Annotated in this window: 19 protein-coding genes; 12 read left to right on the forward strand and 7 right to left on the reverse strand. The window is 62.0% G+C overall.

The window, feature by feature from the left end:
• Positions 1 to 22: 22 nt before the first annotated feature.
• The gene (gcvA, locus tag ACS4RR_RS08860) at positions 23 to 919 is read right to left on the reverse strand and encodes a transcriptional regulator GcvA (RefSeq protein ID WP_017965430.1); all 897 of its coding nucleotides are present in this window, start codon (positions 917 to 919) and stop codon (positions 23 to 25) included.
• A 101-nt stretch (positions 920 to 1,020) separates the two neighbouring features.
• On the opposite strand from gcvA, the gene ACS4RR_RS08865 reads away from it, so the two are divergent.
• On the forward strand, positions 1,021 to 1,224 hold the full coding sequence (locus tag ACS4RR_RS08865) for a hypothetical protein (protein ID WP_456189969.1): 204 nt from the start codon (positions 1,021 to 1,023) through the stop codon (positions 1,222 to 1,224).
• Here ACS4RR_RS08865 and xdhC read toward each other — a convergent pair.
• The 4 genes from xdhC to ACS4RR_RS08885 all read right to left on the reverse strand — a co-directional run bounded on the left by xdhC (position 1,200) and on the right by ACS4RR_RS08885 (position 7,140).
• Positions 1,200 to 2,015, reverse strand: coding sequence for a xanthine dehydrogenase accessory protein XdhC (xdhC, locus tag ACS4RR_RS08870; RefSeq protein ID WP_456189970.1), 816 nt, complete (start codon positions 2,013 to 2,015; stop codon positions 1,200 to 1,202). The two genes, ACS4RR_RS08865 and xdhC, sit on opposite strands and share 25 nt — an antisense overlap.
• Before the next feature lie 292 nt (positions 2,016 to 2,307).
• Complete coding sequence (gene xdhB, locus ACS4RR_RS08875) at positions 2,308 to 4,647, reverse strand: xanthine dehydrogenase molybdopterin binding subunit (protein WP_222387028.1); 2,340 nt, start codon at positions 4,645 to 4,647, stop codon at positions 2,308 to 2,310.
• A 220-nt stretch (positions 4,648 to 4,867) separates the two neighbouring features.
• Positions 4,868 to 6,334, reverse strand: a complete 1,467-nt coding sequence (xdhA, locus tag ACS4RR_RS08880; protein WP_456189971.1) for a xanthine dehydrogenase small subunit — start codon at positions 6,332 to 6,334, stop codon at positions 4,868 to 4,870.
• A gap of 29 nt (positions 6,335 to 6,363) precedes the next feature.
• Positions 6,364 to 7,140, reverse strand: a complete 777-nt coding sequence (locus ACS4RR_RS08885; protein WP_456189972.1) for a 3-hydroxybutyrate dehydrogenase — start codon at positions 7,138 to 7,140, stop codon at positions 6,364 to 6,366.
• A gap of 157 nt (positions 7,141 to 7,297) precedes the next feature.
• Here ACS4RR_RS08885 and glpK point away from each other — a divergent pair, with 157 nt between their 5' ends.
• From glpK to map, 6 genes are all read left to right on the forward strand, one after another.
• Positions 7,298 to 8,791 (forward strand): glycerol kinase GlpK, encoded by a 1,494-nt coding sequence (gene glpK, locus ACS4RR_RS08890; protein ID WP_456189973.1) that lies wholly within the window; start codon positions 7,298 to 7,300, stop codon positions 8,789 to 8,791.
• A 173-nt stretch (positions 8,792 to 8,964) separates the two neighbouring features.
• Complete coding sequence (locus tag ACS4RR_RS08895) at positions 8,965 to 9,339, forward strand: YciI family protein (protein ID WP_017965421.1); 375 nt, start codon at positions 8,965 to 8,967, stop codon at positions 9,337 to 9,339.
• Complete coding sequence (locus ACS4RR_RS08900; protein ID WP_456189974.1) at positions 9,336 to 10,595, forward strand: RNA polymerase sigma factor; 1,260 nt, start codon at positions 9,336 to 9,338, stop codon at positions 10,593 to 10,595. Before ACS4RR_RS08895 ends, ACS4RR_RS08900 begins: the two co-directional genes overlap by 4 nt.
• Before the next feature lie 100 nt (positions 10,596 to 10,695).
• The gene (locus ACS4RR_RS08905; protein WP_260296780.1) at positions 10,696 to 11,163 is read left to right on the forward strand and encodes an SRPBCC family protein; all 468 of its coding nucleotides are present in this window, start codon (positions 10,696 to 10,698) and stop codon (positions 11,161 to 11,163) included.
• A gap of 574 nt (positions 11,164 to 11,737) precedes the next feature.
• Positions 11,738 to 12,799, forward strand: coding sequence for an LLM class flavin-dependent oxidoreductase (locus ACS4RR_RS08910; RefSeq protein ID WP_170260675.1), 1,062 nt, complete (start codon positions 11,738 to 11,740; stop codon positions 12,797 to 12,799).
• Between the two features lie 135 nt (positions 12,800 to 12,934).
• Positions 12,935 to 13,693 carry a type I methionyl aminopeptidase gene (map, locus tag ACS4RR_RS08915; protein ID WP_456189975.1) on the forward strand — a complete coding sequence of 253 codons (759 nt, stop codon included), beginning with the start codon at positions 12,935 to 12,937 and terminating at the stop codon, positions 13,691 to 13,693.
• Positions 13,694 to 13,953: 260 nt separating this feature from the next.
• Here map and ACS4RR_RS08920 read toward each other — a convergent pair whose 3' ends face one another.
• Positions 13,954 to 14,529 carry a PadR family transcriptional regulator gene (locus tag ACS4RR_RS08920; RefSeq protein WP_456189976.1) on the reverse strand — a complete coding sequence of 192 codons (576 nt, stop codon included), beginning with the start codon at positions 14,527 to 14,529 and terminating at the stop codon, positions 13,954 to 13,956.
• Positions 14,530 to 14,695: 166 nt separating this feature from the next.
• On the opposite strand from ACS4RR_RS08920, the gene ACS4RR_RS08925 reads away from it, so the two are divergent.
• Positions 14,696 to 15,880 carry a YbfB/YjiJ family MFS transporter gene (locus ACS4RR_RS08925; protein ID WP_456189977.1) on the forward strand — a complete coding sequence of 395 codons (1,185 nt, stop codon included), beginning with the start codon at positions 14,696 to 14,698 and terminating at the stop codon, positions 15,878 to 15,880.
• A gap of 125 nt (positions 15,881 to 16,005) precedes the next feature.
• Positions 16,006 to 17,271 carry a peptide antibiotic transporter SbmA gene (sbmA, locus tag ACS4RR_RS08930; RefSeq protein ID WP_456189978.1) on the forward strand — a complete coding sequence of 422 codons (1,266 nt, stop codon included), beginning with the start codon at positions 16,006 to 16,008 and terminating at the stop codon, positions 17,269 to 17,271.
• A 193-nt stretch (positions 17,272 to 17,464) separates the two neighbouring features.
• Here sbmA and ACS4RR_RS08935 read toward each other — a convergent pair whose 3' ends face one another.
• A complete protein-coding gene (locus ACS4RR_RS08935; protein WP_456189979.1) occupies positions 17,465 to 18,454 on the reverse strand; it encodes a polysaccharide deacetylase family protein in 990 nt (329 codons plus the stop codon).
• 120 nt (positions 18,455 to 18,574) lie between these two features.
• Between ACS4RR_RS08935 and ACS4RR_RS08940 the strand changes: the two genes are divergently transcribed.
• The 3 genes from ACS4RR_RS08940 (at position 18,575) to der (ending at position 21,489) form a co-directional block, all read left to right on the forward strand.
• A complete protein-coding gene (locus ACS4RR_RS08940; protein WP_017965412.1) occupies positions 18,575 to 19,159 on the forward strand; it encodes an NnrU family protein in 585 nt (194 codons plus the stop codon).
• A 206-nt stretch (positions 19,160 to 19,365) separates the two neighbouring features.
• A complete protein-coding gene (locus ACS4RR_RS08945) occupies positions 19,366 to 20,049 on the forward strand; it encodes a tetratricopeptide repeat protein (protein WP_162116474.1) in 684 nt (227 codons plus the stop codon).
• Between the two features lie 15 nt (positions 20,050 to 20,064).
• Positions 20,065 to 21,489 (forward strand): ribosome biogenesis GTPase Der, encoded by a 1,425-nt coding sequence (gene der, locus ACS4RR_RS08950; RefSeq protein ID WP_170283073.1) that lies wholly within the window; start codon positions 20,065 to 20,067, stop codon positions 21,487 to 21,489.
• Positions 21,490 to 21,661: the final 172 nt, after the last annotated feature.

Raw genomic sequence — 21,661 nt, forward strand, 5'->3', positions numbered from 1 at the left:
AACGGGTCCGGCGTGCGATGCTCTAATTTCCGGCTGCCTTCATCTCCTCAAGGATCCAGTTGCGGAAAGCCTTGATCTTCGGCACGTTGCGACGGTTTTCGGGGTAGACGAGCCAGTAGGCCTTGCCGTCGCTGCGGGTCAGTTCGAAGGGCTGATAGAGCCGGCCGAGCGCGATCTCGGCGGCATAGAAGGAAGGATGAAGGATGGCGACGCCATGGCCGGCGATTGCCGCGTCGGCTTCCACTGCCTGCGAGCCGAGCTGGTTGCGCGGGCGCCGATCGAGATCCGTCTCGGTGACGCCTGCTGCCTCGAACCATTGTTTCCACCAGATGTCGCCGGCGTCGAAGAGATCGAACTTCAGGAGATCGCGCGGCTCCCTGATGCCGCCTGCCGTCTCCGCCAGCTTCGGGCTCAGCATCGGCGTGAACTCCAGACCCATCAGCCGGTGCAGCGTCAGCCCCGGCCAGTTGCCGTCGCCCCAGCGGATGCCGACGTCGATCTGCTCGCGGGCGAAGTCGATGATGTCAGAGCTCGCCTGAAAGCGCACCGCGATTGCCGGATGCTTCAAGTGGAAGGAGCCGAGGCGCGGCGCCAGCCATTTCGAGGCGAAGGTATGGGTCGAACTGATCGCGAGCGTGCCTTCGACGCTGTCGCGCGCCGTTGCCATCGCGTCGTGCAGCATGGCAAAGGCTTCGGTCACCTTCGGCGCCAGCCGCTCGCCGGTCTCCGTCAGTGCGATCTGGCGGGGACGGCGCAGGAAGAGCGGCTCGCCAACATTCTCCTCCAACAGCTTGATCTGGTAGCTGACGGCCGTCTGCGTCATGCCGAGCTCGTCGCCCGCCTTGGTGAAGCTTCCGAGCCGGGCAGCAGCCTCGAAGACGCGCAGCGCATTCAGCGGGAATTGTTTGGAGAGTTTCATGGATAAGTTCTCTTGATGCAGGCAGACGGTCGTTCGATTGGAATTGCAGCATTTTTGGCGGCAAACTGCAACTCATACCATCAATCTATCGAGGTGATCTCATGGACTGCCATGTTATCGAAGAGGGCCGGCCGGAGCAGAGAATCCAGATTTTCCGGCGTCTTGCCGGCTGGCTGGCAAGCGGCGCCGATCGTTTCCGCCATCTACCCCGGCTCGATCTCAATGCGGCCCCCGATCGCGTCAAGCGCGATCTCGGTTTCCTCGATGGACGCGATCCCTACTACGAAGACGAGCGCATGCGGTAGGCGCCAAGCGCCGTCAGGATCTCGGCGGCGGTCATGGCGGCGATAACCTCAGGGCGCTTGTCCCTGACCACCGCGCCGCCGATCGGCAGCGTCAGCCGCTCCATCCAGCCGGGCTCTCCGCCGCCTTCACGGGAAAGCCAGCTTGCGAAGGTGGCGCGCTTGGTCGCCGAGCCGATCATGCCGGTATAGGCGAGGTCGGTTCTCTGAAGCGCCTCGCGGGCAATGAGGAAATCCAGCGCGTGGTCGTGCGTCAGGATGACGACCGCGCCGCCGGCCGGAATATTCTTCACCAGCGCTTCCGGCATCGGCATGAGCCGCGTCTTCGTCTTGGAAGGCAGGTTGGCGAGTTCCTCCCGCCGCGTCTCGACGACCGTCACCGACAGCGGCAGCGGCGCAAGGGCTGTTGCCAGCGCCCGGCCGACATGGCCGGCACCGAAGAGATAGACCTCCGGCAGACGCTCGACCTCACTGGTTAGCCTGGCCTCGATTTCTTCGGCAACCGCCTGCGTCACCCGGCGAAACCGCAACTGTGTGCGCCCACCGCAGCACTGACCGATGTCAGGTCCGAGCGGGACATCCATCTGCGCCATTCCGCCGGTTCCCGCGAGCATGTCCCGCGCATTCGCGATCGCCATGAACTCGAGCTGCCCTCCGCCGATCGTGCCCCATAGGGCTTCAGCCGAGACGAGCATGAAGGTGCCGGCCTCACGCGGGGTGGAGCCCTGCGTGCCGGTGATATCGACGAGGATGCAGTCTGGCTGGGCGGCGAGGAAGGGGTAGATGTCGGTCATGGGTGGTTGGCCGATGGGTTCGCGGGTGTGTCACCCCCCTCTGTCCTGCCGGACATCTCCCCCACAAGGGGGGAGATCGGTATGAGGCAGCGGCTTCCCGGAACAGAGAAGTCGTGGCGCAGCGTCGGACTTTCGTGATGTAGCGGCAGGATAGCGAAGCGCAGAGCATTCCGTTTTGCTGATCTCCCCCCTTGTGGGGGAGATGTCCGGCAGGACAGAGGGGGGTATCGCTCACTCCAAGCTTTCTGTCCGTCCTGCTCAACCAACAAACCAGCCGGACGCGTTCGCATCTCTACACCCGCTTCATCCGCTCGACCGCCATCAGCACCCTCTCCGGCGTCGCCGGGGCGTCGAGCCTTGGGCAGACCTTGTAGTTGGCCACACTTGCTACCGCCATCGACAGCGCTTCCAGCACCGAGATCGCCAGCATCAAAGGCGGCTCTCCGACGGCCTTGGAGCGGCCGATGGTGGCCTCAGTGTTCTCGGACCATTCGGCAAGGCGCACGTTGAAGATCTTCGGGCGGTCGGAAGCGAGCGGGATCTTGTAGGTCGAGGGGGCATGGGTGCGCAGCCGGCCCTTGTCGTCCCACCAGAGTTCTTCCGTCGTCAGCCAGCCTAGGCCCTGCACGAAGCCGCCTTCGACCTGGCCCATATCGATCGCCGGGTTCAGCGAGCGGCCGACATCGTGGAGGATGTCGGTGCGGTCGATCAGATATTCGCCGGTCAACGTATCGATCGACACCTCGGTGCAGGAGGCGCCGTAGGCGAAATAATAGAAGGGCGTGCCGCGGCCGGCCTTGCGGTCCCAGTGGATCTTCGGCGTCTTGTAGAAGCCGGCGGCGGAAAGCTGGACGCGGGCGAAATAGGCCTGCTTGATGAAATCGGGGAAGGGGATCTCGATCTCGCCGACGCGCACGCGGTTCGGCAGGAAGGCGACGTCGGCGGCCCCAACATCCCATTTTTCGGCGGCAAAGGCCACCAGCCGTTCCTTGATCTGGCGAGCAGCGTCATAGGCGGCCATGCCGTTCAAGTCCGAGCCGGAGGAGGCGGCAGTGGCCGAAGTGTTCGGCACCTTGGCCGTCGTCGTCGCGGTGATCTTGACGCGGTCGATATCGACCTGGAAGCTGTCGGCCAGCACCTGCGCCACCTTGGTATAGAGGCCCTGGCCCATTTCGGTGCCGCCATGGTTCAGGTGGATCGAGCCGTCCTGGTAGATGTGGACGAGGGCGCCGGCCTGGTTGAAGGCTGTCATGGTGAAGGAGATGCCGAATTTCACCGGCGTCAGCGCGATGCCCTTTCTGATATAGCGGCTGTCGCGGTTGAAGGCGATGATGGCGTTACGCCGTGCCTGGTATTCGGCCGTTTCCTCCAGCTCCTCGACGACGCGGGCGATGATATTGTCCTCGACCTCCTGGTGGTAGGGGGTGAGAGTGCGTCCGGAGCCCGGCTGGCCGTAGAAATTCAGCTTGCGGACATCAAGCGGATCCTTGCCGACCGCATAGGCGATCTCCTCGATGAAGCGTTCGGCGCCGAGCATGCCCTGCGGCCCGCCGAAGCCGCGAAAGGCGGTGTTGGAGACGGTATGCGTCTTCAGCGGCTTCGAGGTCAGATGCACATGCGGATAGAAATAGCTGGAATCGGCATGGAAGAGGGCACGGTCGGTCACCGGTCCCGAGAGGTCCGAGGAGAAGCCGCAGCGCGCCGCATAGGTCGCGTCGACCGCGTGGATACGGCCTTCGGCGTCGAAGCCGAGCTCATAATCGACGAGGAAATCATGGCGCTTGCCGGTGGCGCTCATATCCTCGTCGCGGTCCGGACGGAATTTGACCGCGCGGCCGAGCTTCTTGGCGGCGATGGCGGCAAGCGCTGCGAACTGATTTCCCTGGGTCTCCTTGCCGCCGAAGCCGCCGCCCATGCGGCGCACGTTGACGGTCACGGCGTTCGAGGGAATATCAAGCACGTGGCCGACAATGTGCTGGATCTCGCTCGGATGCTGCGTCGAGGACCAGACCGTGACCTCGTCGTCCTCGCCGGGGATAGCCACAGCGATATGGCCTTCGAGGTAAAAATGCTCCTGCCCGCCGATGCGCATCTGACCTTTCAGGCGCATGGCGGCATTCGTCATTTCCGTATCCGGCTCGCCGCGCCGGAGCGTCATCGGCGTGATGACGAGCGGGCCGCCATTGGCGAGCGCGCCGTCAATGTCGCTCCAATGCGGCAGGTCGCGATAGTCTACCTTTGCCAGCAGTGCGGCACGGCGGGCGGCATCACGCGTCTCGGCGATGACGGCAAAGATTGGCTGGCCATGGAACTGAACTAAAGTTTCGGCCAGCAGCGGCTCGTCATGGCTGCCGTTGGAGCTGACGTCGTTAACGCCAGGGACATCCTTGCCGGTGAAGACCCAGACGACGCCGGGATGCGCGGCGACCGCAGAAAGGTCGATGCTGAGGATTTCGGCATGCGCCCGGTCGGAGAGGCCGAGGGCGCCATGCAACAGACCTGCGGGTTCCGGAATATCGTCGATATAATCGGCGGTTCCGGTGACATGCTTATGCGCTGAATCATGCCGCAGCGAGCCGTGCATCGGGCCTGATATGTTAAGCTTACGGTCTTCGAAGGTGGACTTATCCATTAGCGCCTCCCTGCCGAAAGGTTGCCCATCGCCGGTGCTCCCGGCGCTCGCGGCCTAATCCCGCTGGGGAGAAGAGAGAGGAGCACGTGGTGCTGTCTCAGCGAAAATTCAGCCTTGATGGTTTGGCGCTGGCCCTGCGGCATGTCTCTTCTCCCCAGCGGGGAGAAGGTGCCGGCAGGCGGATGAGGGGGACGGCTGGCGCTTACGGTCGCTTTTTTCATCACGCCAACTCCTCGAACCGCTTCAGCTCCGCCGGCGCGCCGACGGTCTCAAGATAGAACCGCGTCAGCAGATTCTTCGCCGTCAGTTGGCGGTATTCAGCCGTGGCACGCCAGTCGGTCAGCGGCTGGTAATCGACATCGAATGCGGGGCGGGCTGCCTCGATCGTCGCTTCCGCCCACGGTTTGCCGATCAGTTCGGCTTCCACCGTGCGGGCGCGTTTCGGCGTCGCCGCCATGCCGCCGAAGGCGATGCGGATGTCGGTGATCATCTCGGCCTCGTCAAGGGTCAACAGGAAAGCGCCGAGCACGGCGGTGATGTCCTCGTCGCGGCGCTTGGTGATCTTGTAGGCGGCAAAGCGGCTGGTTCCCTTGGGATAGGGCACGTAAGCGCTTTCGACGAATTCGCCGGGTTTCCGGTCCTGCTTGCCATAGGCGATGAAGAAATCCTCGAGCGGCAGCGTGCGCGTGCCGTTTGCGGAGCGCAGCGTCAGCGTCGCGCCGAGCGCGATCAGCGGCGGCGGGCTGTCGCCGATCGGCGAGCCGTTGGCGATGTTGCCGCCGATCGTGCCCATGTTGCGCACTTGCTCGCCGCCGATGCGATCGATCAGCCGCCCGAGCGCCGGGATTTTCTTGGAGGTTGCCTCGAAGGCCTTGGTGTAGCTGACGCCGGCGCCGATGGTGATGCCGTCTTCGCCTTCCGTGACCGACTGCAATTCGCTGAGGTGATTGATGAAAACCACCGGGCTCAGCCTGCGCATCTGCTTCGTCACCCAGAGGCCGACATCGGTCGCGCCGGCGACGATGGTCGCGTCGGGTTCCTGCGAAAGGATTCCTGCCAGCGCCTCCATGGAAGCCGGTACGATCAGCCGGTCTTCGCCATTCGTAATGCTGATGGTGCCGCTCGCCTGCATCGCCCAGAGCCGGGCGACGATTTCTGAACGCGTCCGCTGCAATGGATCGAAGAGCGTGCTCGGCCGCATCATGCTTACCTGCTCGGCGGCCCTGACGATCGGCTCATAGCCGGTGCAGCGACAGAGATTGCCTTGCAGTGCCTTTTCGATTTCCTGGCGGCTGGGCTTTTCCTTGGCGAGCCAGAGACCGTAAAGCGACATGACGAAACCAGGGGTACAGAAGCCGCATTGCGAGCCGTGGCAATCGACCAATGCCTGCTGCACCGGATGCAGCGCGCCGTCTCTGCCGGCCAGATTCTCCACCGTCACCACATGCGTAGCGTGTAAGGAGCCCATGAAACGGATACAGGCATTGACCGATTCATAGATAAGCTTGCCATCGGCCAGCCGGCCGACGAGCACGGTGCAGGCGCCGCAATCGCCTTCCGCGCATCCTTCCTTGGTGCCCGTCAGCCGCCGCTTCAACCGCAGAAAATCGAGAAGCGTCTCGATTGGCCTGACATCGGTGAGCGTGATGTCCTCGCCATTCAGGATGAAGCGGATACTGTCGTTCATGATATTCCCGTTGTTGTTTTTCCAAATGGTTAAGCCGCTGTCCAGCCACCGTCAATCGAGATGTGCGTTCCGGTCACCTGCCGGGCGGCATCGCTGGCGAGGTAGAGCGACAGTGCGCCTATTTCCTCGGCCTTGACGAATTCATGCGTCGGCTGCGCCTTGAGGATGACCTCGCTCTTCACCTGCTCCTCGGTCATGCCGCGCGCCTTGGCGGTGTCCGGTATCTGTTTCTCGACGAGCGGTGTCAGTACGTAGCCGGGGCAGATGGCGTTCACGGTTACGCCGAATTCGGCAAGCTCCAGCGCCGCCGTCTTCGTCAGGCCTAATATACCATGTTTTGCCGCGACATAGGCGGATTTGAAGGGGGACGCGACGAGCCCGTGGGCCGAGGCGATGTTGATGATGCGGCCGTACTTCTTAGCCTTCATCAGCGGGATCGCGGCGCGCATGGTATGAAAGGAGCTCGACAGATTGATCGCGATGATCTGATCCCATTTCTCGATCGGGAAATCCTCGATCTTCTCGACGTGCTGGATGCCGGCATTGTTGACCAGGACATCGACGCCGCCGAAGGTTTTCGCTGCCGTTTCGATCAGGTCAGCGATCTCGGCGGGCTTGGTCATGTCGGCCGGATGGTAGATCGCCCGTCCCTTCGATACTGATTCAAGCCGCCCGACGATCGCCTTGATTTCATCGGCTTTTCCGAAACCGTTGATAACGACGTTGTCGCCCGTTTCGGCGAAGGCAGTGGCGATCGCAAGGCCGATGCCGCTGGTGGAACCGGTGACGACGACTGTTCTGCTCATGCTGTTCTCCCTGAAATCACGATGCTGCGTTGCAGCGTTGGCTGCGAGGTTATGCCCAAAGCCGGCGGGCTGGCAATTCCGCTTTATTCGCTTTTCTCGCCCGCATCCGTGTCCTATTGATTTGTCACGACAATTGACATGCTGAGGGAGGGTTTTCATGAGCGGATATGTTCTGGCGATCGATCAGGGAACGACGTCGACGCGGGCGATCGTCTTCGATGGCGACATGCAGGTCGTCGGCAAGGGCCAGAAAGAATTTACCCAGATCTACCCCCGCTCCGGCTGGGTCGAGCACGATCCCGAGGAAATCTGGGATTCGGTCGTCTCCACCGTCCACATGGCGCTGCGCAATGCCGGGATCGAGGCTAGGGATCTTGCAGCACTCGGCATCACTAATCAGCGCGAGACGGTGGTCGTCTGGGAGCGCGAGACGGGCCGACCGATCCAGAATGCCATCGTCTGGCAGGACCGGCGCACGGCAAGCTATTGCGACAATCTGAAAAGACAGGATCTCGAACGGCTGTTCACGAAGAAGACCGGCCTCATCCTCGATCCTTATTTTTCCGGTACCAAACTTTCCTGGATGCTTGCAAACGTGAAGGGCGCGCGGGCGCGCGCTGTCAGGGGCGATCTCTGCTTCGGCACGATCGACACCTTCCTGATCTGGCGGCTGACGGGTGGGAAGAGCTTCCTCACCGACGCCACCAATGCCTCGCGCACGCTGATGTACAACATTGCCGAAAACGCCTGGGATGAGGATCTGCTCGAGATTCTGAGGGTGCCTGCTGCCATGCTGCCTGAAGTGAAGGATTGCGGCGCCGATTTCGGCACGGTCGATCCTGATATTTTCGGTGCTGCTATCCCGATCCTCGGCGTGGCCGGCGACCAGCAGGCGGCAACCATCGGCCAGGCGTGTTTTGCCCCGGGCATGATGAAATCGACTTACGGAACCGGCTGCTTCGCGCTGCTCAACACCGGCGCCGACATGGTGCGGTCCAAAAATCGGCTGCTGACCACTATCGCTTATCGCCTGAATGGCCAGACGACCTATGCGCTGGAAGGTTCGATCTTTATCGCGGGTGCAGCCGTGCAATGGCTGCGGGACGGGCTCGGCATCATCGGCAGCGCTGCCGAGACCAACGCGCTTGCCGGAAGGGCAGATCCGACGCAGGAGGTCTATCTCGTGCCCGCCTTCACCGGCCTCGGGGCGCCGCATTGGGATGCCACGGCACGGGGGGCGATCTTCGGGCTGACGCGCAACAGCGGTCCGGCGGAACTCTCCCGGGCGGCACTGGAAGCCGTCTGCTATCAGACCCGCGACCTGCTCGATGCCATGCAGAAGGACTGGAAGAACGGCACTGACGACACGGTGCTGCGCGTCGACGGCGGCATGGTGGCCTCTAACTGGACGATGCAGCGCCTTGCCGACCTGCTCGATGCGCCGGTCGATCGCCCGGTGATCCTGGAGACGACGGCGCTCGGGGCCGCCTGGCTCGCCGGCAGCCGGGCAGGGCTGTGGCCGGACCGGGACGAATTTTCGGCGACGTGGAAACGGGATCGGCGGTTTGAGCCTGAGATGGACGAGAAGGTGCGGGCGGCAAAGCTCAAGGGTTGGAAGAACGCGGTCAAACGGACTCTAAGCGAAGGGTAAGGGGCAGGCGGCGCCGCGATATAATTCCACTCGTTCCCGGGAGATGCTCAGCTATTTCTGCGGCTACTGCGGCGCCGTATTCGGGAAGATCACGAATTTCCGGTCAATAATTTTTTGATGCGGCCTGTCGGGTAAGCGGTTACTCCTTCGTCATTCAAAAAGAGGAGTGAGCGATGCTTTATGCAATCCTTTGTTACGCCCATGAGGAAACCGTCTTCGCCTGGACCAAGGAGGAGGAAGCTGCCGTCATGGAGAAACTCTACGCCGTGCAGGAGCCGCTTGCCGCATCCGGCAGGCTCGGCCCTGTCGGACGGCTGATGCCGACGACGGCTGCGACCACGGTGCGCAAGGGCAGGGACGAGCCCTTGGTCATCGATGGGCCTTTTGCGGAAACGAAAGAGGCGCTTCTCGGCTTCTACGTGGTCGACTTCGAAACGCTCGACGAGGCGATCGCCTTCTCGAAGCAGCTTTCATCCGTCAATCCAGGTTCCACCTCTTACGAAATTCGGCCTTTCTACGTCTTCAGGCCCGGAGATGCTTCATCATGACAGACATTGCCTGGATCGACCTCGCGCTTGCCTCTGCCCGCCCGAAGGCGCTCGGCGCGCTGCTGCGCTATTTTCGCAATCTCGATACCGCGGAAGAGGCGTTTCAGGAGGCGTGTCTGAGGGCGATCCGGACATGGCCGGAGAAAGGGCCACCGCGCGATCCCACGGCCTGGCTGATCTTCGTCGGACGAAACAGCGGCATCGATGCGGTGCGCAAGCGGGCGAAGATCCAGGCTTTGCCGGATGAGGACGTCATCTCCGATACCGAGGATGCCGAAAGCGACATCGTCGAGCGGCTGGACGATTCCCATTATCGCGACGATATTCTGCGGCTGCTGTTCATCTGCTGCCATCCCGATCTACCCGCGACCCAGCAGATCGCGCTGGCGCTGCGCATCGTCTCCGGCCTTTCAGTGCCGCAGATCGCACGTGCCTTCCTGGTTTCCGAGAGCGCCATGGAACAGCGCATCACCCGGGCCAAGGCGCGCGTCGCCAGGGCAGGTGTGCCTTTCGAAACACCGAGCCCGCAGGAGAGGGCCGAGCGGCTCTCGATCGTCAGCACGATGATCTACCTGATCTTCAACGAGGGCTACAGTCAGGCGGATCCCAGGCATGAGGCGGCTGCCTTCAGCGACGAAGCGATCCGGCTAGCTCGGTTGATGCTGCATATCTTCCCGTCGGAACCGGAGCTGATGGGGTTGCTTGCACTGATGCTCCTGCAGATCTCGCGCCGGCCGGCGCGCTTCAACGCCGGGGACGAGATCGTGCTGCTCGAAGATCAGGACCGGTCGCTCTGGAACCAACCCTTCATCAACGAGGCTTTAGCGCTGCTCGACAAGGCGCTGCGCCATCGTCAGCCCGCTCCTTATCAGATTCAGGCAGCCATCGCCGCTGTTCATTCCCGTGCAAAACGCGCCGAGGATACAGATTGGGTGGAGATCGATCTGCTCTATCGCGCGCTGGAGCGTCTCCAGCCGTCGCCTGTCATAACGCTAAACCGGGCCGTCGTCGTCTCCAAGCTCCAGGGTGCGCAGGATGCGCTCGACCTCATCGATCCGCTTGGCGAAAAACTCGGGGGCTATTTCTACTATCACGGCTTACGGGGCGGGCTGCTGAAGCAGCTTGGCTTGACCAGCCAGGCACGAGAAGCCTTCGACCGCGCCATTGCGCTCGCCCATTCGGCCGCTGAAGCAGCCCATATCCGCCGGCAGATCGACAAGATGCAGGAAGAGGCCACGCAGCCGATCGCAAAATAAAATGCGAAAAAGCCGGTGCGTTGTCGGAACAGCGAACTTCAACACGTCCTTGTAACAGCCTGACAGGAAACAGGTTTCATCCAAATGGAGAGATGTCGACATGACCGCCAGCACGCAACATGAACTCGTCCTCGTTCGCGAATTCGACGCGCCACGCGAGAAGATTTACAAGGCCTGGACCGATCCCGCCTTGCTGAAGCAGTGGTTCGTGCCGCGTCCCTGGGGTGTGGCGGAAGCAACGCTCGACGTCCGCCCCGGCGGTTCCAACGTCGTCGTCATGCATGACACCGAGGGCAATCAATACCCGAACCGTGGCGTCTATCTCGAAATCGTCGAGAACGAGAAGATCGTCTTCACCGATGCCTACACCAGCGCCTGGGTGCCTTCCGAGAAACCTTTCTTCACGGGCGTCATCCTGCTCGAAGATCTCGGCAACGGTCGCACCAAATATACCGCCAAGGCGCTGCACTGGCGCGCCGAGGACAAGGAAGCACACGAGAAGATGGGTTTCCACCAAGGATGGGGCAAGGCTGCGGACCAACTGGCGGAGTTGCTGGCGAAGATGTGAGCGGCGCCGCGAGACCGCGTCGTCCTGACGCTTCAAGCAAGATTTGAGGCGGTTCGAAAGATGATTCCGCCGGTGCTGCGAAGCCGTTGAATTCAGATTCGAATTGATTGTTCTGGTCGGTTCGGGGTCTGGATCGCCCCGGATTTATTCTATGCTCGCAACCTCCGTGATCTTTTTGCCCGGCCGAGGAGAAGCGGGACAAAGACGCTGCCACGAATCTCTTCTCCCCAGCGGGGAGAAGGTGCCGGCAGGCGGTTGAGGGGGTGAGCGGCGGTGCCGCGAATGCTCGTAGCGCAAGCGAAGAGCAATGAATGACGTAGTGCCGCGCGGCCCCCTCATCCGACCCTTCGAGCCACCTTCTCCCCGCTGGGGAGAAGAGGGAGCCAAGCCACAAGACTCCAGCGGTGCCGTGTCCACGGCGCGAGGACTCTTTGCCGTCTTGCGGTGAAGTCCATCGGCCGTCCGAAACACAATGCCGCCCATCGAAATTCTCGAACATTCCGTTCCAGAATTTGTATTTGCGCTCCATCCCCGGCATCCTTATCTCAGCCGAGAATTCAACAGGATGCCGATGATGGAACTGGGGCTTTACACATTCGCCGACGTCAATCCCAACCCTTCCCGCAGCAAGGGCGCGGAAGCGGCCGAACGGCTGAAGTATCTCATCGAGGAAATCGAGCTTGCCGATCAGGTGGGGCTCGACGTCTTCGGGCTCGGCGAACATCATCGGCCGGATTATGCGGCGTCGGCTCCCGCGGTCGCGCTGGCGGCCGCCGCCGTCAAGACGAAGAACATCCGGCTGACCAGTGCGGTCACCGTGCTCTCCTCCGATGATCCGGTGCGCGTCTTCCAGCAGTTTTCGACGCTCGACCTGATTTCCAACGGCCGAGCCGAGATCATGGCCGGGCGCGGTTCCTTCATCGAGTCCTTCCCGCTGTTCGGCTACAATCTCGAAGACTACGACCAGCTTTTCGAGGAGAAGCTCGATCTGCTGCTGGCGCTGCGCGACAGAGAGGTTGTGGAGTGGAAGGGCGAGCTTCGCGCGCCGATCAATGGGCGCGGTGTTTATCCCAGGCCGCTGCAGGATCCGTTGCCGCTCTGGGTCGCGGTCGGCGGTACGCCACAGTCGGTGGCGCGCGCCGGCGCGTTGGGCCTGCCGGTGGCACTGGCGATCATCGGCGGCGAGCCGCGCCGTTTCGCGCCGCTCTTTGATCTCTACCGCGAGGCCGCGCGCCGGGCAGGGCAGGATCAGGCGAAGCTGAAGACCAGCATCAACGTCCACGGCTTCATCGCCGATACGACGGAGGCCGCCGCCGACCAGTTCTACGGTCCGCAGGCCGAGGTGATGAACCGCATCGGCCGCGAGCGCGGCTGGGGGCCGACGAACCGGTCGCATTTCGACATGTCGCGCGGTCCGAACGGTGCGCTCTTCGTCGGAGATCCCGAGGTGGTCGCCGAAAAGATCATCGCCCATCACGCTCTTTTCAAGAACGATCGCTTTCTGCTGCAGATGGCGATCGGTCTGATGCCGCATGCCGAGATCATGCGCGGCATCGAGCTTTACGGTACGAAAGTCGCGCCGATCGTCAGAAAGGCGTTGACTGATAGCAGCGAAGAGGCGAAAGCCACGGCTTGATTGGCGCATACCCACGAAAATCGGAATCGATTTTCGGAAGGGATTGTGCGCCACTTCAAAGTTATAGCGCGTCCTGTCGAACGCGCGGCGCTCTAGGGCGGCCACGGCCGTCCTGCGCAAGGTCGGAACAGACGAATGGTTATCGCAAACGACGACGAGTTGGTAAAGCTCAAGGAGATCGGCCGCATCTGTGCTAACGCCATCCAGGTGATGGCGGCGGCGATGGAGCCTGGCATGACGACGCTGGAGCTCGACCAGATCGGCCGCAAGGTGCTCGAGGGTTCGGGCGCGCGCTCGGCGCCGGAGTTCTGCTACCAGTTTCCCGGTGCCACCTGCATCAGTATCAACGAGGAAATCGCCCACGGTATTCCCGGCCCGCGCGTCATCCGCGCCGGCGACCTCATCAACATCGACGTCTCGGCGGAAAAGGATGGTTTCTTTGCCGATACCGGTGCCTCCTTCGCGATGCCGCCGGTGAAGCCGAAGATCGAGCGGCTTTGCCGCGACGGCAAGCGGGCGCTCTGGGTCGGGCTCAACCAGGTGAAATCGGGCGAACCCTTGGCGAAGATCGGCACTGCCGTCGGTGCCTTCGCGCAGAAGAACCGCTATACGCTGGTCGCCAATCTGGCGAGCCACGGCGTCGGCCGCTCGCTGCACGAGGAGCCGGCCGAACTCTCGACCTGGCCGGATCCTTCGGAAAAACGGATGATGACGGAAGGCCTCGTCTTCACCGTTGAGCCGTTTCTCTCACTCGGCGCGACATGGGCCGAAGGCGGCGACGATGCCTGGACGCTCTATGCCGATCCGAAGGCGCCGACCGTGCAATACGAACACACGGTGGTGGCGACACGTAACGGGCCGGTGGTTCTGACCTTGCCGGATGAACGGGCTTAGGGCTGGGACCGGTGTTATTCCGGCTGGGTGGGAGCACCCGCCTCGCCCTTCGAGGCCCCTGCGGGGCACCTCAGGGTGAGGCTCTCTTGGAGGCTTCACGCGTTGGCAGCAGAAGCCGTGCATTCTCCACACCTTTGCGGCATCCTCAAACGCACCTCACCCTGAGGTGCAGATCCCGTAGGGCATAGCCTCGAAGGGTCCTGCCGCAACGTCGCTTCTTGCCTGCCACGAACGATCGCCTCACCATTCGGCTCTCGTCCTCAGCCCGGCGTTCCCGGCCTGCCGCCTTGCAGGATTTCGGTGGCGGCGCGTTCGAGGATGCCGGCGATGCGGGCGGCTTCGGGTTTCGACCAGGGATAGCGCATCCGCATGGCCGAGCGCAGCAGCATGCGGGCGGCGCGGATATCACCACCGTCCTGCATGAAATCGCCGTCATCGCCTTCGTCGGCGCCGTGACGGTCGGTTTCGAAGACACGCTTCACATGGGCCATCTTCTCGCCGATGCGTTCCAGCTTGGCGAAGGTATGCAGGATCATCGCGCGGTTTTCCTCGACGCGGCCACGGCCGGCATCGGTGATACGGTAGAGCTTCTTGGCGCCCTCCACCTCGACCTCGGCAAGGCCGGTTTCCTCGAGATAGGTGAGAGCGGGATAGATGACGCCGGGGCTCGGCACGTAGAAGCCGCCGGACCGCTCCTCCAGCAACTTTATCAATTCATAGCCGTGGCGCGGCTGCTCAGCGAGCAGGGCCAGGATGACGAGCTGGAGATCACCAGCCGCAAATTTGCGGCCCATGCGGAAATCTCCGCCGAACATGCCGCCTTTAAAACCTCTCATGGTTCTTCCCTTCATCGTTAGATGTATCGTTGACTATGTCGTAAAACATATATCGTAAGATAACTCTTTTCAAGAGAAGGTGAAAATTTCCGGCGTTTCGGGAAATTGATCAATCGATCAGAATTACTTGATTGTGCCACCGATGCTGCGGCGCGATAAGCGCTGCATGCTCGAGCGCATCCGTCACTCCTCGCCGGATCTTGTCTCCACCGCCGCTGCCGGCGCCATTGCCATGGCCGCCGCCATGGGCTTCGGGCGCTTCTCCTACACGCCGATCCTGCCCGGTATGATCAGCGGCGTGCCGCTTTCGGCGGCAGATGCCGGCTTCATCGCATCGGCGAATTTCGTCGGTTATCTCGTCGGTGCCGTGCTTGCCGCCTATGGCTGGGCGGCCGGACGGGAGCGGCTGGTGGCGCTGCTGTCGCTGCTGGCAACCGCGATCCTGCTTGCCGCCATGGCGGCCACTGATTCCGTCGTCGTCTTTGCCATCATTCGCTTCCTGGCCGGTGTCGCCAGTGCCTTTGCGATGGTCTTCACCTCGTCGATCGTGCTCAGCCACGGGGCTGCTGCCGGTAACGACCATGTGCAGGCGGCGCATTTCGGCGGGCCGGGGGCGGGTATCGCGCTGTCCTCGGTTATGGTGCTGCTGATCGGCCTCGGCTTTCACGGCGGGCCGGGCGGTTGGCGCGCCGACTGGATCGGCGGGGCGCTCTATTGCGCGGCAAGCCTCGTCGTCGTTTTCTTGCTGCTGCCGTCGTCGCCGGCGCAATCGGCGCAGGCAGGCAAGGAGCCGGCGCTCATCTGGAACCGGCCGATGGTGCTGCTGACGCTGTCTTACGGCCTGTTCGGCTTCGGCTACGTCATCACCGCGACCTTCCTCGTCACCATCGCGCGCCTTTCTGCAACGGGACCCTTCGTCGAATTCCTCTGCTGGTTCGTCGCCGGCTTGACGGCTGCGGTAGCGCTGTTTGCCTGGAAGCCTCTGGTCCGGCCGCTCGGGCTTGGCGGGGTCTATGTCGCAGCTCTTCTGGTCGAGGCCGCCGGGGTGCTCGCGACGGTGGCGCTGCCACCTTCCGTCGCACCGCTGATCGGTGGAGCGCTGTTCGGGGCGACGTTCCTGGCGATCACCGCTTACGGACTGCAGATCGGCCGCAAACTTTCGCCTGACAGTCCGCGGCGGATCCTGGCGATGATGACGGCTGCCTTCGGCGTCGGTCAGATCGTCGGGCCTGTCGTTGCCGGCTGGATCGCCGAGCGCGTAGGCAGCTTCACCGTCCCGACAGTGATCGCCGCCGTGGCCCTCGTCGTCTGCGCAGCGCTGGTGATGCCGGTGATCAAGAAAATCGCTTAACCGGTTACATCTCCGTAACAATCGGCCGAACCCATTGCTGCGTCCTTCGAACTGCCTTAGTTTCCGGCACAATCAGTGTTCGACGACACTCCCGAGACTCACAGTTCAGGAAAGCAAAGCCTCCCGTGTTTCATTCCTTTTTTCCGCAGCCAAAGGCGTTCTTTACTTCGCTCGTTGTTTGGACCCTGATTTCCATTGCCGGCTGGTATCTCTTCGCCGCCAGTCTCGGTGTATCGCTTGGCTATGCGCCGGTTCCCGAAGAGCAGCAACCGATCGACCTTTCGTTCTTCCTGCTGCCCGAAAATGTCTGGTTCTACAGCTATTTCCTTCTGTCGGCGGTGATCTTCTGCGGTGCATGGCATCTGAGGGCGCTGAACCACCCCTGGAAGATCTGGTCGATCTGGGGTTCGGCACTGATCATCTTCGTGACCTACTTCGGCGTCCAGATCAGCGTTGTGATCAATAACTGGCGCCGGCCGTTTGGTGACCTTCTGCAGAACGCATTGTCGAAGCAGCCAGGCATTTCCGTCGAGAATTTCTACACCTTGATGTGGCTCTTCTGCCAGATCGCATTCCTCAGCATGTTCGTGTCGATCATGACCGACTTCTTCACCAGCCATTACATCTTCCGCTGGCGAACGGCGATGAACAATTTCTACATGTCGAAGTGGGAAAAGCTTCGTCATATCGAAGGCGCCTCCCAGCGCGTTCAGGAAGATACGATGCGCTTTTCGAGCACGCTCGAAGGTCTTGGTATCAGCCTGATCAACTCGGTGATGACGCTCGTGGTATTCCTTCCGATCCTTCTGGCGCTGTCGCATTACGTGACCGAACTGCCGTTCATTGGGCCGGTGGCGAACTCGCTCTTTTGGCTGGCGCTGTTCTGGTCGGCGTTCGGCACGCTTCTGCTGGCGGTCGCCGGCGTTAAGCTGCCGGGGCTGAATTTCCGCAACCAGCGCGTCGAAGCAGCTTATCGCAAGGAGCTCGTCTATGGCGAGGACCATGCGGAACGGGCTGACCCGCTGACAGTCAGGGAGCTGTTCGGTAACGTCCGTCGCAATTATTACCGCATGTATTTCCATTACATGTATTTCAATGTCGCCCGTTATTTCTACATCCAGGCCGACGCGCTCTTCGTGGTCTTCATGCTAGTGCCGACGATCGTGGCGGGCACTATCACTTACGGTATCTTCCAGCAGATCTCGACCGCATTCGGCCAGGTCAGCAACTCGTTCCAGTATCTCGTCAACTCCTGGACGACGATCATCGAGCTTCTGTCGATCCACAAACGCCTCAAGGCCTTCGAGGCCGCAATCGACGACGAACCGCTGCCTGAAATCGACCAGCGCTACCTGGAGCGTGAGACGGGCGTCGTGCACGCTGACGGTTGATGGGCGGGGCTTGTCCGTAATCGAAATGTCGGCGCGTGCGGCCCCCTCATCCGCCTGCCGGCACCTTCTCCCCGCCGGGTAGAAGGGGGAATCGCAGCGTCGCAACAGATCTCTTCTCCCCAGCGGGGAGAAGGTGCCGGCAGGCGGATGAGGGGGCCGCACGGCACGTCGGTTCGTCCAGATAATTGGCTCTTCAGAGCCCCGACGTCTGTTGCAATTTCCCGCGCACCTCGATCATCGGGATCGCTTCCGAATAGCTGACGCAAGCCACATCCGTTCGGTGGCAGACGTCGCTGACCAGTCGGTCAAGAGCACGCCAGTAGGCGCCGCCGTTCATTTCGACGAAGTGGAAGCCGAGCTGGAGCGGAATGCGGGCGCCGGCATATTGCTTGTCGAACGCCTCCTTGAAGGCGGCGTAGGCGCGGTTCTCGAATTCTGCGGAACCGGCGGTGTCTTCCTCACCCTTGGAGTGGCGGACGAAGAGATTGTAGTCCATGCCGATGATCGGCTTTTCGCTCGGGCCTTCGGGGATCAGCGGCAGGCCGAAGCGGATGATGCCGTCTTCCTCGACAGGCATGGCAGGGCCCTTGGTGACGAGGCTCGCGTCATAGCTGAGGCCCGCCTTCTTTTCGGCGGCGATCATGTCAGCGCCCGCTGTCGCCGACAGATAGGGCGCGCGAAAGCCCTCGATGCCGTGATCGACCAGATCCTGCCACCCGGCCGGCTCCTGGAGGCCGACGCTTCTCCAGGCATTCTTCAAGGTCGCGCGAAAGGTGGCATATTCGGCCGACCAGTCGGCCTCACTCCAGAGGCGGCCGTCGAAATGGCCGCAGGCGTGGCTAGATATGTCGTGGCCTTCGAGATGGGCGTGCCAGATATTGCCGAGGCGCTCGCGGATCTCGTCGTCGCTCTGGGCGAAGCCGACATTGGATTTTCCGCGTTTCTGGTGTGGCGCCTGGTAGGCCTTCTTCGCCGCCTCGTTCATCAGGAAAGTGCAGGAGAGAAAATAGGTGAAGTGGGCGCCGTTCTTCGCCGCCATCTCGCGACTCTTCAACCAGAGCGCATTGTCGTGGGCGCCGTCGAAGGAAATGATGACGAGCTGTTTCGGTCGGTCGGCCGCCTCGGCAATTGCCGCGATGAGAAGCGAAACAGAAAGGCAGGTGGAGAGGAGAAGACGGGACATGGACACCGCGACAATTTGTTCGCGGTTTCCTCCGATAGAATTGCGGCGAAGCTGCGGTCTCGCTGGCGTTTTTTCACGCCAGCCGGTAAGCCATGACAAACGGCACGGAAGGGATCCACAATGACATTGCTTATCGTCGGCATCATACTTTTCCTCGGGGTGCATCTGGTGCGGGTGGTGTTGCCGGACTTTCGTCGTTCGATGATCGCGAGCCTCGGCGAGAAGGGCTGGCGGGCGGTCTATTCGATTGCCAGCATCGCCACGCTGATCCTTTTGATCTACGGCTTCGGGCAGGCGCGCCATGTGACCGGCGTGCTTTACAATCCGCCGGTCTGGATGGCGCATATAACAATCACGCTGATGCTGATCGCGATGATCTGTCTCGTCGCCTCGCTGCTGCCAGCGGGGCATATCGCGACCAAGACCAAACATCCGATGGTGCTGTCGGTGAAGATCTGGGCGCTGGCGCATCTGCTCGCCAATGGCGAGACATCGTCGGTGCTGCTGTTTGGCGCTTTTCTCGCCTGGGGCGTCATCCTGCGCATTTCGCTTAAACGGCGGCAGCGGGCGGGCGAGATCACGCTCCGGCCGTTCGTCTCGGCCAAATACGATCTCTATGCTGTTGTCATCGGCATCGTCGTCTGGGCGCTGATCATCTGGAAGCTGCACGAATGGTTGATCGGGGTTTCGCCGCTCGTCATGTGACCGACGCATAACCTCGAAAATAGATTCCGATTTTCGGAAAGGATTATGCGCGGATTCAAAGCGTTAGAGCGTCCTTAGCGCGTCCTGTTGGACGCGCGGCGCTCTAATCTTTCACATCCCCCTTACAACGGCGGCAAAATGGAGTAGAAGGCCCGACTATGTGCGTTTTGCACAGCGTGTGGGTATTTCCGCGGCCGGAGACGAGAATGGCATTCAACGACGACAGCTTCATCCGTGAAGTCAATGAGGAATTGCGGTCTGACCAGATGAAGGGCGTCTGGCGCCGGTTCGGCCGCTATATCATTGCTGTCGCCATCCTGATCGTCGTCGGTACCGCCGGCAAGGTCGTCTACGAGTATTGGGACGACAACCGCTCGTCGGGCACCGGCGATCAGTTCCTGGCGGCGATGAAACTTGCCGACGAGAATAAGAACGACGAGGCGCTCGCCGCGCTCGACAAGCTCGAGAAGGAAGGCCATGGCGCCTATCCGGTGCTGGCGCGCATGCGGGCCGCGACCGTTCAGGCGCAGAAGGGCGATAGCGCAGCGGCAATCGCCGCCTTCAACGAGATCGGCAAGGACAATGGCGTTCCCGCGGCCGTACGTGATGCCGCCAAGATGCGTGCAGGCTGGCTGCTCATCGAGAACGGCTCTTACGAGCAGGTTTCGGCGGCCATCGAGGAAATGGCCGTACCGGGCAACGCCTTCCGCCATTCGGCGCGTGAGGCACTCGGCCTTGCCGCCTATAAGGCCGGCAACATGGCGCAGGCGCGGCAGTGGTTCCAGTCGATCGTCGACGATACCGACAGCCCGCGCAATGTTGCCAATCGCGCCCATATGATGCTTGATCTGATTACTGCATCCGGCAAGGCGCCCGCCGCTCAGGGCTGAGTTTAAGGAAGAAGAATGAGTTTCACGGTCGCCATCGTCGGTCGCCCGAATGTCGGCAAGTCGACACTTTTCAACCGGCTGGTGGGCAAGAAGCTGGCGCTTGTCGATGACACGCCGGGTGTAACCCGCGACCGTCGGCCGGGCGATGCGCGGCTGATGGGCCTGACTTTCACGATCATCGACACGGCTGGTCTGGAAGAGGCCGACGCGGAGAGCCTGCAGGGCCGGATGCGGGCGCAGACGGAAGCGGCGATCGACGAGGCGGATCTTTCGCTCTTCGTCGTTGACGCCAAGAGCGGACTGACGCCCGTCGATACCGACCTTGCCGAAATGCTGCGCCGGCGCGGCAAGCCGGTGGTGCTCGTTGCCAACAAATCCGAAGCGCGCGGCTCAGACAGCGGTTTTTACGACGCCTATACGCTCGGGCTCGGCGAACCGACGCCGATTTCGGCCGAACATGGGCAGGGCATGCTCGACCTGCGCGACGCCATCGTTGCGGCAATCGGCGAGGACCGAGCCTATCCCGCCAACGAGGATGTCGCCGTCACTGACGTCGACATTCCGCAGACCGAAGGCGGGGGCAGCGACGAGGACGAAGAGCCGGCCTATGACGAGACCAAGCCGCTCAGGGTGGCGATCGTCGGCCGGCCGAATGCCGGCAAGTCAACACTGATCAATCGCTTCCTCGGCGAGGATCGGCTTTTGACCGGACCGGAGGCGGGCATCACTCGCGACTCTATTTCGGTCGAATGGGACTGGCGCGGCCGCACCATCAAGATGTTCGATACGGCAGGCATGCGCCGCAAGGCGCGGGTGATCGAGAAGCTGGAGAAGCTTTCGGTTGCCGATGCACTGCGCGCCATCCGCTTTGCCGAAACCGTCGTCATCGTCTTCGATGCGACGATCCCTTTCGAGAAACAGGACCTGCAGATCGTCGACCTGGTGCTGCGCGAGGGCCGTGCCGCCGTGCTCGCCTTCAACAAGTGGGACATGATCGAAGACCGGCAGGCGGTGCTTGCCGACTTGCGCGAAAAGACCGACCGGCTGCTGCCGCAGGCGCGCGGCATTCGCGCCGTGCCGATCTCCGGCCAGACCGGCTGGGGGCTCGACAAGCTGATGCAGTCGATCATCGACACGGACAAGGTCTGGAACAAGCGCATCTCGACGGCGCGGCTCAACCGTTGGCTGGAGACGCAGCAGATTCAGCATCCGCCACCGGCCGTTTCCGGCCGCCGCATCAAGCTGAAATATATGACGCAAGTCAAAGCCCGCCCGCCGGCCTTCATGATCTCCTGCACCCGCTCGGATGCGCTGCCGGAATCCTATACACGCTATCTGATCAACGGCTTGCGCGCCGATTTCGACATGCCGAGCGTGCCGATCCGCATCCATTTCCGCTCGCCTGACAATCCGTTCGAAGGCAAGAAGAGACGGACGTAGGCTTGGGTTGACGCTGATTCGTGGCGTTTTGTGGAGTTGGGCGTGTGCCGTGTGGCCACCCCCCTCTGGGGGTATCATAAGCACTGCGATAGCCATTCCGGCCCTTCAGCAGCGCTTCCGATCAACGCCTCGCGCAGCGCCACGATCTCGGCCGGCAGCGGGTGAAGTCTGC

The sequence above is a fragment of the Rhizobium zaerense genome (genome assembly GCF_051810725.1).
Taxonomy (GTDB): Bacteria; Pseudomonadota; Alphaproteobacteria; order Rhizobiales; family Rhizobiaceae; genus Rhizobium; species Rhizobium leguminosarum_I.

Coding starts and splice junctions, on each gene's coding strand:
- ACS4RR_RS08945 (WP_162116474.1), top strand. CDS start 19,366: ATGGCATTCAACGACGACAGCTTCATCCGTGAAGTCAATGAGGAATTG.
- ACS4RR_RS08865 (WP_456189969.1), top strand. CDS start 1,021: ATGGACTGCCATGTTATCGAAGAGGGCCGGCCGGAGCAGAGAATCCAG.
- map (WP_456189975.1), top strand. CDS start 12,935: ATGGTTATCGCAAACGACGACGAGTTGGTAAAGCTCAAGGAGATCGGC.
- xdhC (WP_456189970.1), bottom strand. CDS start 2,015: ATGACCGACATCTACCCCTTCCTCGCCGCCCAGCCAGACTGCATCCTC.
- ACS4RR_RS08900 (WP_456189974.1), top strand. CDS start 9,336: ATGACAGACATTGCCTGGATCGACCTCGCGCTTGCCTCTGCCCGCCCG.
- xdhA (WP_456189971.1), bottom strand. CDS start 6,334: ATGAACGACAGTATCCGCTTCATCCTGAATGGCGAGGACATCACGCTC.
- ACS4RR_RS08885 (WP_456189972.1), bottom strand. CDS start 7,140: ATGAGCAGAACAGTCGTCGTCACCGGTTCCACCAGCGGCATCGGCCTT.
- ACS4RR_RS08920 (WP_456189976.1), bottom strand. CDS start 14,529: ATGAGAGGTTTTAAAGGCGGCATGTTCGGCGGAGATTTCCGCATGGGC.
- ACS4RR_RS08940 (WP_017965412.1), top strand. CDS start 18,575: ATGACATTGCTTATCGTCGGCATCATACTTTTCCTCGGGGTGCATCTG.
- ACS4RR_RS08910 (WP_170260675.1), top strand. CDS start 11,738: ATGGAACTGGGGCTTTACACATTCGCCGACGTCAATCCCAACCCTTCC.
- xdhB (WP_222387028.1), bottom strand. CDS start 4,647: ATGGATAAGTCCACCTTCGAAGACCGTAAGCTTAACATATCAGGCCCG.
- ACS4RR_RS08925 (WP_456189977.1), top strand. CDS start 14,696: ATGCTCGAGCGCATCCGTCACTCCTCGCCGGATCTTGTCTCCACCGCC.
- ACS4RR_RS08895 (WP_017965421.1), top strand. CDS start 8,965: ATGCTTTATGCAATCCTTTGTTACGCCCATGAGGAAACCGTCTTCGCC.
- glpK (WP_456189973.1), top strand. CDS start 7,298: ATGAGCGGATATGTTCTGGCGATCGATCAGGGAACGACGTCGACGCGG.
- gcvA (WP_017965430.1), bottom strand. CDS start 919: ATGAAACTCTCCAAACAATTCCCGCTGAATGCGCTGCGCGTCTTCGAG.
- ACS4RR_RS08935 (WP_456189979.1), bottom strand. CDS start 18,454: ATGTCCCGTCTTCTCCTCTCCACCTGCCTTTCTGTTTCGCTTCTCATC.
- ACS4RR_RS08905 (WP_260296780.1), top strand. CDS start 10,696: ATGACCGCCAGCACGCAACATGAACTCGTCCTCGTTCGCGAATTCGAC.
- der (WP_170283073.1), top strand. CDS start 20,065: ATGAGTTTCACGGTCGCCATCGTCGGTCGCCCGAATGTCGGCAAGTCG.